Source organism: Photobacterium chitinilyticum (genome assembly GCF_004104355.1).
Classification (GTDB): Bacteria; Pseudomonadota; Gammaproteobacteria; order Enterobacterales; family Vibrionaceae; genus Photobacterium; species Photobacterium chitinilyticum.
Genome location: NZ_RJLM01000013.1, coordinates 23,108 through 38,056, shown reverse-complemented (window position 1 = coordinate 38,056; position 14,949 = coordinate 23,108). Strand labels below are relative to the sequence as shown.

Sequence of the window (14,949 nt, the reverse complement as noted above, 5' to 3'; positions counted from 1 at the left end):
TGTTCTTTTCAGGAATGTTATATCCATGCCGCTAAATTGAGAGGTCAGTCGATGGGGGCAAGCCAGTCGAGGCTTGAATGCCCCCATGCTGTGTTAATTATATGTTGCTCAATCTGCCGCGACGTTGAGTTCTTTTAGTTTTCTGGTCAAAGTATTGCGACCCCAACCGAGCAGCCTGGCGGCTTCCTGCTTATGGCCGTGTGTATGCTCCAGGGCGGTTTCCAGCAGGATTTTCTCAAATTCTGGCAACGCTTCTCCCAGTAGGTTCTGATTACCCTGCTGCAGCGTGTCCCGTGCCCATTGCTCGAGAGCGTGGTGCCAGTGTCCATGACTGTTGTTGGTCTCTGTTCGAATGTCGCTTGTCAGCAGTTCTGGCGGAAGATCCGATGGTAGAATTTCGTTACCGCTCGCCATGACTGTTAACCAGCGACAGGTATTTTCCAGTTGACGGACGTTACCTGGCCAGCCGAGCTCGGTCAGAGTTGTTTCTGTTGTCGGGTGGAGGGTTTTTACCTCGACACCGAGTTCATCAGATGCACGCTGGAGAAAATGACGGGTAAGCTGTGGTATATCCTGACGACGGTCTTTGAGTGCCGGAAGGTGAACCCGGATCACATTGAGGCGGTGGAACAAATCTTCCCGGAAATCACCGTTGGTGACCAGTCGCTCCAAGTCTTGATGAGTCGCTGCAATGATCCGGACGTCGACATTGACCGGCGAGTGACCACCAACCCGGTAGAACTGGCCGTCTGCCAGTACCCTGAGTAGGCGAGTCTGGATATCTAGCGGCATGTCACCGATTTCATCAAGAAACAATGTACCGCCGTTGGCTTGCTCGAAGCGTCCCTGACGGACGCTGTTGGCCCCGGTAAATGCCCCCTTCTCGTGGCCGAACAGCTCAGACTCGATCAGATCTTTCGGGATAGCAGCCATATTGAGGGCAATGAATTCTTTGTGGCTCCGTGGACTGTGGCGGTGCAGAGCATGGGCAACCAGCTCTTTACCGGTACCGGACTCACCATTGATAAGCACCGAGATGGAAGAGCGTGATAGACGGCCGATGGCGCGGAAGACCTCCTGCATGGCAGGTGCCTCGCCGATGATTTCTGGTGCACTTTTTTCTTCCTGCTCAGGCTGTTGCTGGCGCTTTTGTTCCTGGCTATGGGTAACTGCTCGCTCTACGAGGGTGACGGCTTCATCAATATCAAATGGCTTGGGCAGGTACTCGAAAGCACCTTCCTGGTAGGCATTAACCGCAGCATCAAGATCTGAATGGGCCGTCATGATAATCACCGGCAGGGCTGGATAGTCCTGTTGCAGCGATTTGAGCAAGGTTAGCCCGTCCATCCCCGGCATCCGAATATCGGAGACCAGTACATCGGGTACACTTCGCTCCAGTGACTCAATGACACTGTCAGCGTTGGCAAAGGTTTCACATTTTAATCCGGCCGCATTGAGGGTTCGTTCTAATACCCAGCGAATTGAGCTGTCATCGTCGACAACCCAAATTAATCCTTTGCTCATATCACGTCCTCTCTTGTTATCGTTCATCGGTGATGTGTCTGCTACCCATTATTTAATCGGGAGATAAATGGTGAACTTGGTATGGCCCGGCCAGCTGACAACTTCGATTTTACCTTGATGTTGATCGATCAGGTTCTGGGCAATTGACAGCCCAAGCCCGGTTCCTCCTTCCCGGCCTGTTACCATGGGGTAGAACAGGGTGTCCTGGATATCGCCGGGGATCCCCGGCCCGTCGTCAATAATGTCGACCTTGGCGGCGATACGGTAGCGTTTACCATGGATCAGCGTTTGGTGGGCAGTACGGGTTTTCAGGATAATATTCCCGCCGTCATGCTGCTGCAATGCCTGGGCAGCATTGCTGACTATATTGAGTATGGCTTGTTCTAGCTGCTCCGGATCCATCGTGAAATCAGGCAGGCTCGGATCGTAATCGCGGTGGAGCTGAATGTTGCTGCCGCTGTCAATCGCGACTAGCTGGCGGACTTTTTCTAACACCACATGAATATTATCTACCTGACGCGATCCCGGGCGCTGCGGACCGAGCAGTCGGTCGACCAGGTTACGCAGCCGATCTGCCTGTTCGATAATCATCTGGGTATATTCGGTATAGCTGGGATCCGGTAGCGTTTTTTCCAGCAGCTGGGCAGCTCCCCGCAGCCCTCCGAGTGGGTTCTTGATTTCATGGGCCAGCCCCCGAACCAGCTCCTTGGCTGCCTGCTGCTGGGCGTGCTGGCTGAGCTCTTGGCTGATCCGCCGCTGTTGATCGATAGGCTTGAGTTCCAGCAGGATCAGCAGCTCTTTCTGCCATGAAAGCGGGCTGGCATTAACCTCAAGGGTGTAATGTCTGCCGTCTATCACAAAGGTGACATCACTGTCTGCCAGTCCCTGGCCGCTTTGTAGCGTGTCTTGGATCAGACCGAGGTCGAGTGATGAATGCTGCAGTAAGTCCGGAAAGCGGGCATTGTTGAGGCGACGCTTGCTGAACGATAGCAGTTGCTCTGCGGCCGGATTGACATAACGAATAGTCAATCCTTCGTCGAGCAGCAATATCGCGGTGACCAAATTGTCCAGGATCAGGGGGGTAAAAGAGGCTGTCACGATTGTCATCCTTGTATTACCTGTTCACTTTGGTGCAGTGAATAGGTGGCGCACCAAATTGGTGCAATCAAGTGTAACCTGTCTGCCCCGCATCGTGAACGGAAAATCGCGCTTGCTCTGTTTTACTTGGGCTTAACCGTTGGTGGCTTGCGCTGGAGCAATGAAGCACGATGTAGGTAAACAGTGATTACCTCTGACGATGCAATAACCTTGCCGTTATTGAGTATCTGGGCTTGCAGGGTATGGCTGCCGCGATCGACATTGCTCAAGCGCCAGTTGAGCTGGGTTTGTGGTTGGCCATATCGCGTCCCATCGAGTAGCAGCTGGGTACTGTGGTCTTTATCCAGCTGTTGGGTGGTGGCGACAGAGACATTGATTATTCCCTCATTGTCGCGGAGAGTCTGTTGGTCGAGTGGCGATAGCAGACGGATGGTCGTGGCTGCCTGGGCGGTCTGAGTGTCCCGGAACTCGGTAGCTTCAGTGCTGCCGGAGGCAGTCTTGTCGGATGGCGTTACCGGTAAGCTCTTGTGAGATTCGGATTCAATGGCTGGCAGGATATTGAGTTCAACCCTGGCGGCACCGGATCTGGGTTGATCAGAGAAATGCGTGATCCCTTGGTCATCCTCCCAGGTATATATCGGGGTGGCCTGCAGGCATGTCGCTGTGGTCAGTCCGGCCAAAGAGATGATAGCGAGTCGCAGATAAGGAGTATGCTTCATGGGGTTTCGTTAGGGGGCGGTTGATCATAGTCTGACTATGAGTGTTTCAGCTTCCGGTGAGAGAACAAGATCAAAAAGGCCTGCTTGTGAAGCAGGCCTAAATCTTAATTATTAAGTAATGTGTTAATTACTTATACTGAATAGTAAAGATCAAACTCAAGCGGGTGAGTCGTCATGTTAACTTTCACTACGTCCTGAGATTTTAGGTCGATGTAAGAATCGAGGAAGTCATCAGAGAATACACCGCCAGCAGTTAGGAACTCACGATCTTCGTTCAGGCTCTGTAGGGCGCCCTGTAGCGATTCAGCAACTGTTGGGATTTCAGCTGCTTCTTCTGCTGGCAGGTCATACAAGTCCTTATCCATCGCTTCGCCTGGGTGGATCTTGTTCTGGATACCATCAAGGCCTGCCATTAGCATTGCTGCGAATGCCAGGTATGGGTTAGCTGCCGGATCACCGAAGCGAACTTCGATACGACGTGCTTTCGGGCTTGGTACCACAGGAATACGGATAGACGCTGAACGGTTACGTGCCGAGTAGGCCAGCATAACTGGTGCTTCGAAACCCGGAACAAGACGCTTGTACGAGTTTGTTGCTGGGTTGGCAAAGGCGTTGATGGCACGTGCGTGCTTGATGATACCGCCGATGTAGTAAAGCGCCATTTCAGACAGGCCGCCGTACTTGTCACCTGCAAACAGGTTCTGGCCATCTTTACCCAGAGACATATGAACGTGCATACCGGAGCCGTTATCGCCCACGAGTGGTTTTGGCATGAAGGTTGCCGTTTTGCCAAATGCGTGTGCAACGTTATGGACTACATATTTGTAGATTTGGATTTCATCAGCTTTGGTTGTAAGCGTATTGAATCGAGTTGCGATCTCATTCTGACCAGCGGTCGCTACTTCGTGGTGGTGTGCTTCAACAACCAGCCCCATTTCTTCCATGATCAGACACATAGCTGAACGGATGTCTTGTGACGAATCGACTGGTGCGACCGGGAAGTAACCCCCTTTAACGCCTGGACGGTGGCCTTTGTTACCGCCTTCGAATTCAGAACCCGTATTCCAAGCTGCTTCCACATCGTCAATCTTGAAGAAAGACCCTGACATATCAGTGTTGAACTTCACATCGTCGAATAGGAAGAATTCAGGTTCAGGGCCAACCAGAACCGTGTCTGCGACGCCAGTTGCACGCATGAACTCTTCGGCGCGCTTGGCGATTGAGCGTGGGTCACGGTCGTAGCCTTGCATTGTCGCAGGTTCTAGGATGTCACAGCGAATGTTCAGGGTTGCATCTTCAGTAAACGGGTCTAGTACCGCACTTGCTGCGTCGGGCATCATAACCATGTCTGATTCGTTGATACCTTTCCAGCCAGCAACCGAAGAGCCATCGAACATTTTGCCTTCTTCAAAGAAATCAGCATCGATCTGGTGAGCTGGGATAGAGATGTGCTGCTCTTTACCTTTGGTGTCGGTAAAGCGTAGGTCAACAAACTTAACTTCATTTTCCTGGATCAGCGCTAGTACGTTTTCTACTGACATCTTGAGTAACCTCCGGTGTTAGATTGGGCAACTGGCCGCAAAAATAAGTGATGAACAGGTATCTTGTTCAGCTAAAAGAATCTTTGCGAGAACTGTGCCAACTTTTTAAAGCCCCAAAATCGCCCATTTAGCGTCAATTGAGGCTATGTAATTCCATTTTTTGCACTATTATGGTGATGTGCTGCACCATTTTGGTGCAAATCGGGTTCATTTCACAATATTGGTGCGCCCTCTACTATTGGCCTACGCAAGTCTATTGTCAATCGGATGACTGTATAACTACGCTTAAAAATTGGGTTGAACTCTACTTTTCAATGGTAACGATATGGTGCAAAAAGGGAAAAATAGTGCCATATAATGGATGGCAATCGGCCGCTAATTCCCTTGTGGAATCTGGCTTCACGGAATTAATTAAAAAAGCTGGTGATATAAATCACATATTACGTGGGTTTTAGCGTAAAATCTGTTAGATTATGAGCCGTTTTTTTAACCAAGTAGCAACCCGATGGTCGCTGCATGTTCTGAGTGAATGTGAAATCCATGTCTAATCAACAGATCGATAAATTAAGAAATATCGCAATTATTGCTCACGTTGACCACGGTAAAACTACCCTGGTTGACAAACTGCTTCAGCAGTCAGGCACGCTAGAATCTCGCGGCGAAAGCGAAGAGCGTGTAATGGACTCTAACGATATCGAGAAAGAGCGTGGCATTACCATTCTTGCTAAGAACACTGCGATTAACTGGAATGATTACCACATCAACATCGTAGATACCCCAGGACACGCCGATTTCGGTGGTGAAGTTGAGCGTATCATGTCGATGGTTGACTCTGTGCTTCTTATTGTAGATGCCGTTGATGGTCCTATGCCACAGACGCGCTTCGTAACGCAAAAAGCATTCGCATACGGCCTGAAGCCAATCGTTGTTATCAACAAAATTGACCGCCCGGGCGCACGTCCTGAGTGGGTGATGGATCAGGTGTTTGACCTGTTTGATAACCTTGGCGCGACTGATGAGCAGCTAGACTTTACTGTTGTTTATGCTTCTGCGCTGAATGGCTGGGCAACGCTTGAAGAAGGTGTTACTGGCGAAGATATGGAACCGCTATTCCAAGCCGTTGTTGATAATGTTGCGCCACCAAGTGTTGACGTTGAAGGCTCACTGCAGATGCAGGTTTCTCAGCTAGACTACAGCTCTTACGTGGGTGTTATCGGTGTTGCGCGTATCGCTCGTGGCTCTGTGAAGCCAAACCAGCAAGTGACAATCATCAATGCTGAAGGTAAGAAACGCAACGGTAAAGTCGGTACGGTTCTTGGCTACCTTGGTCTTGAGCGTCACGAAGTTGAAGAAGCAAAGGCTGGCGATATCATCGCGATTACCGGTCTTGGCGAGCTGAAAATCTCTGACACAATCTGTGACGTCAACGAAGTTGAAGCGCTACCTGCTCTTTCTGTTGATGAACCAACAGTAACCATGACTTTCCAGGTGAACACATCTCCGTTCGCAGGTAAAGAAGGTAAGTTTGTTACTTCACGTAACATCCTTGAGCGTCTTCAAAAAGAGCTTGTTCATAACGTAGCACTACGTGTTGAAGAAACTGAAGACCCAGACAAATTCCGTGTTTCAGGTCGTGGTGAGCTTCACCTGTCTATTCTGATCGAAAACATGCGTCGTGAAGGTTTCGAGCTAGCTGTATCGCGTCCAGAAGTTATCATCAAAGAAGAAGATGGTCAGCTAATGGAACCGTTTGAAGTCGTGACTATCGACGTGGTGGAAGAGCACCAGGGCGGTATCATGGAAAATATCGGCCTGCGTAAAGGTGAGCTGACTGATATGGCACCTGATGGTAAAGGTCGTGTTCGCATGGACTTCATGATGCCTTCTCGTGGCCTTATCGGTTTCCAGACTGAATTTATGACACTAACGTCTGGTTCTGGTCTGATTTACCATTCGTTTGATCACTACGGTCCTCACAAAGGCGGTACAATCGGTCAGCGTAACAACGGTGTTCTTATCTCGAACGCAACAGGTAAAGCACTGACGTACGCACTGTTCAACCTGCAGGAGCGTGGTCGTCTGTTTACTGAACACGCAGATGAAGTTTATGAAGGTCAAGTAATTGGTATTCATAACCGTTCGAACGATCTGACAGTTAACTGCCTGAAAGGTAAGCAGCTAACTAACGTTCGTGCATCTGGTACTGATGAAGCACAAACGCTTTCTCCTGCAATCAAGTACACGCTAGAGCAAGCGCTAGAGTTTATCGATGATGACGAACTGGTAGAAGTTACGCCACTGAGCATTCGTATCCGTAAGAAGCTACTTACTGAAAACGATCGTAAGCGTGCAAGCCGTACAGCGAAGTAACTGCTAACTGCTTCCGTTAACCAATCCCCCCATCGGTGCTACCATGGGGGGATTGTTGTATCTGAGCCCTATAAAATCAAAAGAATAACGATATGCAGCCTATTATTATCACTGGTGGCCCGGGGGCGGGGAAAACAACCCTGCTGAACGCGATGGGAAAAAAAGGCTATCTGGTGTTTCCGGAAGTCTCCCGTACGCTGATCCAGCAGCAGTCGCAGTTGGAACAGGGGGTGTTGCCCTGGACGGATCTACCCGCTTTTGCCGAGTTGTGTCTTGAAATGATGACTGAGCAACGCTGTCAGGCCAGTAAAGGCACGATACCGGCTGTTGTTGACCGGGCTATCGGGGACATCTGCGCCTACCTGACAATCGGTGGTGAGCCTGTGGCAGAACACTATCTTGAAGCTGCGGCAGGCTATTATCCGACTGTGTTTTTCTGTGCCCCGAATCGCAACATCTATGTGCAGGACGAGGAGCGCCCGCACAGCTTTGCCGAGGCGGAGCAAATTCATCAACAATTGACTGAAACGTACTTGGCTCTGGGCTACCGGGTCGAAGAAGTGCCGTGGGGCAGTGTGGAAGAGCGGGCCTGCTGGATGCAGACCCGGTTAAAGCAGGGTTAGGCCTTTTTTAGTTGGGCGATAAAGCGTTCTGATTCGGCAATGGCCGTCTGCATATCGGTAATTGCCCGTTGGATGTCACGCTGCAACGAATTGAATTCGCCCTGAAGTGAACCAATGGCGGCTGCATTCAGGTTATGCTTCAGGTACAGGGTATTATCACGCAGGGTATTGAGTACCGGGGTCATTTTTTGCTCGGCCTTGTGCATGGCGCCAAGCATCTGCCGGTAAGAGGCTTTGGTGCTGTTGAGCCTCCTCTCGCTCTCGCGTTTGAGGTTGCTGCTGGTATATAACGACAGCTCATCCTGCCATTCGTCAAATAGGGCATCGGCAACATCTTCGATAGCGGCGATGCGGCTGCTGACTTTCTCTGCTGCATCGGAGCTGGCTTCATACTGGTCATTGATGGCGTTGTAGGTGGTTTCTAGCTCTCCGCCGTCAAACTGGTTCAGTGCCTTGAGCGCTTCTAGGGCACTGGTGAACTGCTGCTGGGCATCCTGCTGTGCTTCAGTTGCTTCCTCGACTCTATCGACCATAATTTCACGCTTGTGGACGCCGACGGTTTCCATGGCAGAATAATAGGCACTCTGGCACCCGGACAAAAGAGTGAAGCTGAGCATTGCGACAAGCAAATAAGGCATAACAGGCTCCTAACCAGTTGGTGTTGCGAGTGACCTCTGAGTTGCCATCGTCCTCTAAACCAACTATTTTGACTATAAAAACAGATAAATAAAACAAACTGAATATGGCTGACAAAAAGATAACTGGCAAGTGGAAATGGCGGCAGTCTTTGTTTACCGGCATTGCCTATCTGAAGTACCTCCACCGGCGGATCGGTCACGATCGCCTGACCGTTGCGGCAGGTTCGATGGCCTATGTGACTTTGTTGTCGCTGGTGCCGTTGCTGACTGTGGTGTTATCTGCACTATCGAGCTTTCCGGTGTTTGCCGGTCTTGGCGAAGTGCTCCAAAATTTTGTGATTGAAAATTTCGTGCCGGCAGCCGGTGAAGTGGTCAAGCAGTACCTCAATGAGTTTGTTGCCAATGCCGGCAAGATGACTGCCGTCGGGATCGCGGCATTGTTCGTGGTGGCGCTGATGCTGATCTCGTCCATCGATAAATCATTGAATTATATCTGGCGGGTACATGAAAAACGCCGTCCGGTGATCTCGTTTTCAATCTACTGGATGGTTCTGACCCTGGGACCAATTCTGGTGGGAACGAGTATTGCTGTCAGCTCGTATCTAGGCTCGCTCAATTTGCTCGACAGCGAGGCCGTTAGCGGGGTGTTTCAACAGACTCTGCGCGGGTTGCCGGTGCTCATGTCCAGCAGCGCCTTCTTGGGCCTGTATTTGCTGGTGCCCAATACCAAGGTGCGCTTTCGCCACGCATTGGTCGGTGCCATTATTGCCAGTATGCTGTTTGAATTGAGCAAAAAAGGCTTTGCTCTCTACATTACCAATTTTCCTTCCTATCAGGTGATTTACGGTGCCCTGGCGGTGATTCCGATCCTGTTTGTCTGGGTGTATTTGTGTTGGTGTATTGTGTTGCTGGGGGCGGAAATTACCGCCAGCCTAGGAGAACGTGTACACTGGCAGCCGGCGGTGTCTGAAACAGCATTACCGCAAGATCTGTCTGCAAGTCAGCTAAATGATGTAAAAAGTGAACTCAAGGAGCCTAAAGAATGATTGCGCTTATTCAACGTGTAAGTGAAGCCAGTGTTACTGTCGAGGGGCAGGTGGCCGGAACCATAGGTAAAGGCCTGCTGGTGTTGCTGGGCGTAGAGAAAGGTGACGATGAAGCAAAAGCGCAACGTTTACGTGATAAGGTGCTTGGTTACCGTGTTTTTGAAGACGAAGCCGGTAAAATGAACCTGAATGTCCAGCAGGCTGGTGGCGGCGTGTTGGTCGTATCCCAGTTTACCCTTGCGGCCGATACCAAGAGTGGAATGCGCCCGAGTTTTTCTGCCGGAGCCGCTCCTGTAGATGCGGAACGTCTGTACGATTATTTTGTCGAAAGCTGTAAGGCCAAAGAGATTAAAACGGAAACAGGTATTTTTGCTGCCGATATGAAGGTGGCATTGCTGAATGACGGCCCGGTGACTTTCTGGTTACAGGTATAGGTGCGGATAACACTCACCGACCAAGGAATGTTGGAGAAGGATTGCATGTTTCGACTGATCACCCCACAAACAGATGATGAACTGGCAAAGTATTATGATTTTCGCTGGCGGATGCTGCGCGAACCGTGGCACATGCCGGTGGGCTCGGAGCGAGATGCCTATGATGAGCTAGGTTGCCATCGAATGATCGTCAATGATAGCGGGGAGGCGATTGCGATTGGCCGGCTGTATATGACCCCGGACAATGATGGCCAGATCCGTTTTATGGCCGTGCATCCGGAATACCGGCATAAAGGGATGGGGGCACTGGTGCTGATGGCGCTGGAGTCGCTGGCACGCCAGGAAGGCGCCAAGCGACTGGTCTGTAATGCTCGGGAAGATGCAATTACGTTCTATCTGCGCAATGACTTTGCCAGTCAGGGCGAGCTGAGCGAAGAGCGCGGACCGGTTAGGCACCAGCAAATGCTGAAGCACCTGAAGCCGCTGAACGAGGTGGTGCGCCATCCCGACTGGTGTCAGGAGCTTCAGGATCTGTGGCAGTGCCAGATCCCGATCAGTGAAAAGATGGGCGTTAGAATTAGCCAGTATACTGGCTACCGCTTTGAAGTCAGCGCCCTTATCAATGCCAACCTGAATCCTAGCGAGAGTATGTTTGCCGGCAGTATTTTTACCATGGCGACACTGGCTGGCTGGGGGTTTGTCTGGATGTTGCTGAAAGAGCGCAAGCTGGAAGCCGATATCGTGTTGGCTGACAGTCATATCCGTTATGTCGCCCCAGTTAAAGAGCGCCCTCGCGCAGTTGCCTCGGTCGAGAGCCTTAGCGGCGATCTGGACCGGCTTGCCAGTGGCCGAAAAGGTCGGGTGGTCGTAGAGGTGAGCGTATACAGTGGTGAGCAGCTGGCTTCAACGTTTACCGGTACTTATATGCTGCTGCCGTCACAGGATGACAGCGAGAGCTGTTGCTGATCACCGTTCCAATGCCTGCTGAGTATTTGGCATCCCTGTGTTGCCTGCAGCTGGAGTAATTGCTTGGCTGGCCTGGCCAGGTCCCACTGGCCTTGAAGGGTGGCAGTAAAATCATCCCCCTTCAACAAAACAGGCTCGATGGTTATCCGGCCACGACTGGCTCTGATAGCAAGGGGAGAAGCTGTTAGCGGGCTATAACTTTGGCCCTCAGTTTGCTGTATCGCCAAAGCTGCCATGTTCTGCTGGCTCCATTGCTGCCAGAGCTGAGCCGTCGTCCGTTTGTCCAGCTGTAGCTGGCGAAAGCTTCCCTTTAACTCCCCCTCGAGGCTGTAGGCCAGTCCGGTCGCGTGTTGGCCCAGTCCACTGGCTGTCAGATCAATATCCATGACACCGCTGATCGGCAGTGGCAGCTGCAACCACCTCGGCAAGACATTGGCAGGCATACTGTCGGCCGTCAGTGCAAGCTGCCAGGGCTGGCCCTCGCGATTGAGATCCAGCGTGCCTGTCGTTTCCAGTAACCCATTTCGAAACGGGATCAGCAGCTTTGTCAGCTGCCATAGGCCGGCCTGGCTGTTCATCTCTATGAATGGTTCTATCATCGCAATGCTATTGACGCTGGCAAACCCGGCACTGGCCATCAATTTGCCCTGCCATAGGCCTGTTTGTCCCCGGCGTTTAAGAACCAGGTCATGACCGCTGGCATTGATCCCAGACAGCTGAAAGGGAAGCTGGGGGTGTGGAGCTGTAAGTTGGGTATAGCCGATATCAAGGGTTGTCAGGCTGATATTGTTGAAATAGCGACTGGTATTATGCAGCTGAATCAGCCACTGCTCGGGAAGAAACCATTTGATACCGTTAATGGTCAATTGGTTAAGGGCCAGTGTATCCGGGGTGATTGTCCCGTCAGTTTGGACATAGCCACTAAGGAGGTTGGCTGACATTCCTTCAATGTTAATTTGTTGCGGGGAAAAGGCGAGCTCGACCAACGGTTCATCGATCACGGTATTTTTCCACCGGACACTGCTCGCGCCAAGGGAGAGAAAGGCATTGCGCTGATGCCAAAGGCTAGCTGGCCAGCTCCAGTTGTGCAATGACAGGTTGCCATCGTTGATAGTGTAGTCTGGTCGTTCAATACTGCTGTCTAGAATATCAAGGCGTCGAATATCGAGCTTGACCGATGGTTTGAGCAACTGGCCGAGGTGTGACTGTAGTGTATTGATTAGCTCGCTATCTTGTAGCTGAAGACCGGAAATTGTCAGTTGGTGTAGCAGTATGGTTTCTGCCGTCTGCGCTGTTGCTAGGTATTCTGCCTGGCCACTGACGCTGGCTTGTTGCCAGTTAAATGAAAACCCGTAGCATTTCCAATGCTGATCGCTACGACTCCCGTCGAATAACACATCATGCAATGCGAGTTCTTGCCAGCGTAGCTCTTTGGCTGAGAGCTGAAAGTTACCCGAAAACAGCCCCCATGATTGTGCTTGGTTGCGCCAGTTATCAAGCTGAAGCTGGCTGTCACGCAGGATCAGTTCAGGTGAAGTCAGGTTGAAACTGGTCAGGGCCAGGCGGTCGCTGCTGATCAGCGGCAAAGTGGGGAGCGGTGTGTCCGGAGACAGGTCGAGCCCTTCCACTAATATCGAATCAAAATACCAGCCGGGATAAAGCAGTTTGGCTGGTTTGAACCAGAGTTCCAGTTGTTTGGCCTGAAACAGAGGCTGTTGCTGGAAGCTGATATGGGGTTGTTCGATGGTGAGATGCCAGAGGTCGGTAATCGTATAGCCAATATGGCGAGCACTGAATGAATAAGGGCTGAGGGTGTTGATACCGTGGCTGAGAATGGCTGTTGCGTACTGAGTGTGGAGCAGGGTGCATAATATCGTAAAGCCAAGCATTAACAAGACGATAAAGGTAGCGATAAGTTTCCCGGCTAGACGCATTGAACCCTCCTATGGTTATACCAAACTGGACAAGAATCTGATCTAATTAGTGCGCTATCAGCTTGGTACTGCGCTTCAGATTGACGGAAAAACACCCGTACTGCAAGTAGGAACAGTTTGTTTATACCTGTAAATTTCAGATGGTTATCTTGAGTTAATACAAATAAAGAAGCCCCTCCTCGGAGGGGCTTAGGCAATCGGGAGCGATTTGTTGCGTTAGTCTAGTTGCGGACCGGCTGCAACGAGTGAGGCACCTTCGTCATTGTCAGTGTACTTGTCGAAGTTGTTGATGAAGCGTTCGGCCAAGTCTTTTGCCTTGCTTTCCCACTGTAGTGGATCGGTGTAGGTGTCGCGAGGGTCAAGGATTGACGGATCAACACCTGGCAGTGCTGTCGGTACTTCCATATTGAAGATCGGCACGTGCTTGGTTTCAGCTTTGTCGATAGAGCCATCAAGGATCGCATCGATAATACCGCGGGTATCCTGGATTGAGATACGCTTGCCTGTACCGTTCCAGCCTGTGTTGACGAGGTAGGCTTCAGCACCTGCAGCTTCCATGCGCTTCACCAGTACTTCTGCATACTTGGTTGGGTGCAATGTCAGGAAGGCATTACCGAAACATGCCGAGAACGTTGGTGTTGGCTCGGTGATACCGCGCTCAGTACCGGCTAGTTTGGCTGTAAAGCCAGACAGGAAGTGGTACTTGGTTTGTTCCGGAGTCAGTTTGGACACTGGAGGCAGTACGCCGAATGCATCTGCAGACAGGAAGATCACCTTGTTAGCATGACCGCCTTTCGATACAGGCTTGACGATGTTCTCGATGTGGTAAATTGGGTAAGAGACGCGGGTATTTTCGGTCTTCGAGTTATCGTCGAAGTCAATAGCGCCATCTGCACGAACAGTCACGTTTTCTAGCAGTGCATCACGGCGGATAGCATTGTAGATATCGGGCTCGGCCTCTTTCGACAGGTTGATGGTCTTCGCGTAGCAGCCGCCTTCGAAGTTGAACACGCCGTTGTCATCCCAGCCGTGTTCGTCATCACCAATTAGGGCACGCTTAGGATCCGTAGACAGGGTTGTTTTACCGGTACCAGATAGGCCGAAGAATACAGCTACATCGCCGTTTTCACCCATGTTTGCAGAGCAGTGCATTGAGGCAATGTCTTTTAGCGGCAGGAAGTAGTTCATCATCGCGAACATACCTTTTTTCATTTCGCCGCCATACCAAGTACCGCCAATCAGCTGCATTTTTTCGGTAAGGTTGAAAACGGTAAAGTTTTCGGAGTTCATATCGTGCTCTTCCCATTTCTGGTTCGTGCACTTCGCGCCGTTCATTACGACGAAGTCTGGCTCGAATGTTTCCAGCTCATCTTCGCTTGGACGGATAAACATGTTCTTCACGAAGTGTGCCTGCCAGGCCACTTCTGTGATAACACGAATGCATAGTCGAGTATCTGGGTTGGTGCCACAGTAGCCATCAATCACAAACAGGCGTTTGCCCGATAGCTGATCGGTGACAAGTTCTTTCAGATCGTTCCACGCTCCAAGACCAATACTCTTATTATCGTTTTTGCCTTGGTCTGACCACCATAGGGTATCCTTGGTGGTGTCATCTTTAACAATGAACTTATCTTTTGGTGAGCGGCCGGTGAAAATACCGGTGTCAACAGAAACGGCGCCCAGCTCTGTTACGATACCTTTTTCATATCCTTCTAGCCCTGGCTTTGTCTCTTCTTCGAACAGTACTTCGTAAGAAGGGTTACGAACAATTTCTGTAACATTGCTGATACCGTATTTAGACAGGTCCATATTTTTTGCAACCTTTTTCTCGACGTTCATGACAGTCATAGGTGCTCCTAGGGTAAGATGTTGTTTAACTGTTGACCATGCTAGCAACCCTAAAGGGGTAATTCAGGGAGGTTTATCAAAAATTAACCATTAAAAAGTTACAGCTAAGTAAAAGTTTCAAGGGTTTTGTAGGTGTTGATTTTACAGTGATGTGAAGCGTTTGCGCCAGATCCCAAAATTAATATTTCTCTTGAAAAAAGCGGCATTT

Annotated in this window: 12 protein-coding genes; 5 read left to right on the top strand and 7 right to left on the bottom strand. The window is 50.6% G+C overall.

What is annotated here, in order from left to right; genetic code table 11:
* Positions 1-108 precede the first annotated feature (108 nt).
* The 4 genes from glnG to glnA all read right to left on the bottom strand — a co-directional run bounded on the left by glnG (position 109) and on the right by glnA (position 4,882).
* A complete protein-coding gene (glnG, locus tag EDI28_RS21010; RefSeq protein WP_128785850.1) occupies positions 109-1,524 on the bottom strand; it encodes a nitrogen regulation protein NR(I) in 1,416 nt (471 codons plus the stop codon).
* A gap of 48 nt (positions 1,525-1,572) precedes the next feature.
* Positions 1,573-2,631 (bottom strand): nitrogen regulation protein NR(II), encoded by a 1,059-nt coding sequence (gene glnL / locus EDI28_RS21005; protein ID WP_128785849.1) that lies wholly within the window; start codon positions 2,629-2,631, stop codon positions 1,573-1,575.
* A gap of 113 nt (positions 2,632-2,744) precedes the next feature.
* The gene (locus EDI28_RS21000; RefSeq protein ID WP_128785848.1) at positions 2,745-3,341 is read right to left on the bottom strand and encodes a DUF4124 domain-containing protein; all 597 of its coding nucleotides are present in this window, start codon (positions 3,339-3,341) and stop codon (positions 2,745-2,747) included.
* A gap of 131 nt (positions 3,342-3,472) precedes the next feature.
* Positions 3,473-4,882: a glutamate--ammonia ligase gene (gene glnA / locus EDI28_RS20995; protein ID WP_128785847.1), complete on the bottom strand. Its 1,410-nt coding sequence runs from the start codon at positions 4,880-4,882 to the stop codon at positions 3,473-3,475.
* Between the two features lie 540 nt (positions 4,883-5,422).
* On the opposite strand from glnA, the gene typA reads away from it, so the two are divergent.
* Together typA and EDI28_RS20985 are read left to right on the top strand one after the other, a co-directional pair.
* On the top strand, positions 5,423-7,252 hold the full coding sequence (gene typA, locus EDI28_RS20990; protein ID WP_128785846.1) for a translational GTPase TypA: 1,830 nt from the start codon (positions 5,423-5,425) through the stop codon (positions 7,250-7,252).
* A gap of 92 nt (positions 7,253-7,344) precedes the next feature.
* Complete coding sequence (locus EDI28_RS20985; RefSeq protein WP_128785845.1) at positions 7,345-7,875, top strand: AAA family ATPase; 531 nt, start codon at positions 7,345-7,347, stop codon at positions 7,873-7,875.
* Here EDI28_RS20985 and EDI28_RS20980 read toward each other — a convergent pair.
* Positions 7,872-8,513, bottom strand: coding sequence for a DUF2959 domain-containing protein (locus EDI28_RS20980; RefSeq protein WP_128785844.1), 642 nt, complete (start codon positions 8,511-8,513; stop codon positions 7,872-7,874). The two genes, EDI28_RS20985 and EDI28_RS20980, sit on opposite strands and share 4 nt — an antisense overlap.
* A 104-nt stretch (positions 8,514-8,617) precedes the next feature.
* Here EDI28_RS20980 and EDI28_RS20975 point away from each other — a divergent pair, with 104 nt between their 5' ends.
* From EDI28_RS20975 to EDI28_RS20965, 3 genes are read left to right on the top strand one after another with little or no spacing between them, the layout of a single operon-like run.
* The gene (locus EDI28_RS20975; protein WP_128785843.1) at positions 8,618-9,559 is read left to right on the top strand and encodes a virulence factor BrkB family protein; all 942 of its coding nucleotides are present in this window, start codon (positions 8,618-8,620) and stop codon (positions 9,557-9,559) included.
* Positions 9,556-9,993 (top strand): D-aminoacyl-tRNA deacylase, encoded by a 438-nt coding sequence (gene dtd / locus EDI28_RS20970; RefSeq protein ID WP_128785842.1) that lies wholly within the window; start codon positions 9,556-9,558, stop codon positions 9,991-9,993. The genes EDI28_RS20975 and dtd overlap by 4 nt, the downstream gene beginning before the upstream one ends.
* A gap of 45 nt (positions 9,994-10,038) precedes the next feature.
* Positions 10,039-10,959 (top strand): bifunctional GNAT family N-acetyltransferase/hotdog fold thioesterase, encoded by a 921-nt coding sequence (locus EDI28_RS20965; RefSeq protein WP_128785841.1) that lies wholly within the window; start codon positions 10,039-10,041, stop codon positions 10,957-10,959.
* On the opposite strand, the gene EDI28_RS20960 is transcribed toward EDI28_RS20965, so the two are convergent.
* A complete protein-coding gene (locus EDI28_RS20960) occupies positions 10,914-12,893 on the bottom strand; it encodes an AsmA family protein (RefSeq protein ID WP_128785840.1) in 1,980 nt (659 codons plus the stop codon). The two genes, EDI28_RS20965 and EDI28_RS20960, sit on opposite strands and share 46 nt — an antisense overlap.
* 216 nt (positions 12,894-13,109) lie before the next feature.
* Positions 13,110-14,741, bottom strand: a complete 1,632-nt coding sequence (gene pckA, locus EDI28_RS20955; RefSeq protein WP_128785839.1) for a phosphoenolpyruvate carboxykinase (ATP) — start codon at positions 14,739-14,741, stop codon at positions 13,110-13,112.
* Positions 14,742-14,949 lie beyond the last annotated feature (208 nt).

Bases quoted from the DNA above. Each gene is read 5' to 3' on its own strand.
- glnG (WP_128785850.1), bottom strand. From the start codon at position 1,524: ATGAGCAAAGGATTAATTTGGGTTGTCGACGATGACAGCTCAATTCGC.
- glnL (WP_128785849.1), bottom strand. From the start codon at position 2,631: ATGACAATCGTGACAGCCTCTTTTACCCCCCTGATCCTGGACAATTTG.
- EDI28_RS21000 (WP_128785848.1), bottom strand. From the start codon at position 3,341: ATGAAGCATACTCCTTATCTGCGACTCGCTATCATCTCTTTGGCCGGA.
- glnA (WP_128785847.1), bottom strand. From the start codon at position 4,882: ATGTCAGTAGAAAACGTACTAGCGCTGATCCAGGAAAATGAAGTTAAG.
- typA (WP_128785846.1), top strand. From the start codon at position 5,423: ATGTCTAATCAACAGATCGATAAATTAAGAAATATCGCAATTATTGCT.
- EDI28_RS20985 (WP_128785845.1), top strand. From the start codon at position 7,345: ATGCAGCCTATTATTATCACTGGTGGCCCGGGGGCGGGGAAAACAACC.
- EDI28_RS20980 (WP_128785844.1), bottom strand. From the start codon at position 8,513: ATGCCTTATTTGCTTGTCGCAATGCTCAGCTTCACTCTTTTGTCCGGG.
- EDI28_RS20975 (WP_128785843.1), top strand. From the start codon at position 8,618: ATGGCTGACAAAAAGATAACTGGCAAGTGGAAATGGCGGCAGTCTTTG.
- dtd (WP_128785842.1), top strand. From the start codon at position 9,556: ATGATTGCGCTTATTCAACGTGTAAGTGAAGCCAGTGTTACTGTCGAG.
- EDI28_RS20965 (WP_128785841.1), top strand. From the start codon at position 10,039: ATGTTTCGACTGATCACCCCACAAACAGATGATGAACTGGCAAAGTAT.
- EDI28_RS20960 (WP_128785840.1), bottom strand. From the start codon at position 12,893: ATGCGTCTAGCCGGGAAACTTATCGCTACCTTTATCGTCTTGTTAATG.
- pckA (WP_128785839.1), bottom strand. From the start codon at position 14,741: ATGACTGTCATGAACGTCGAGAAAAAGGTTGCAAAAAATATGGACCTG.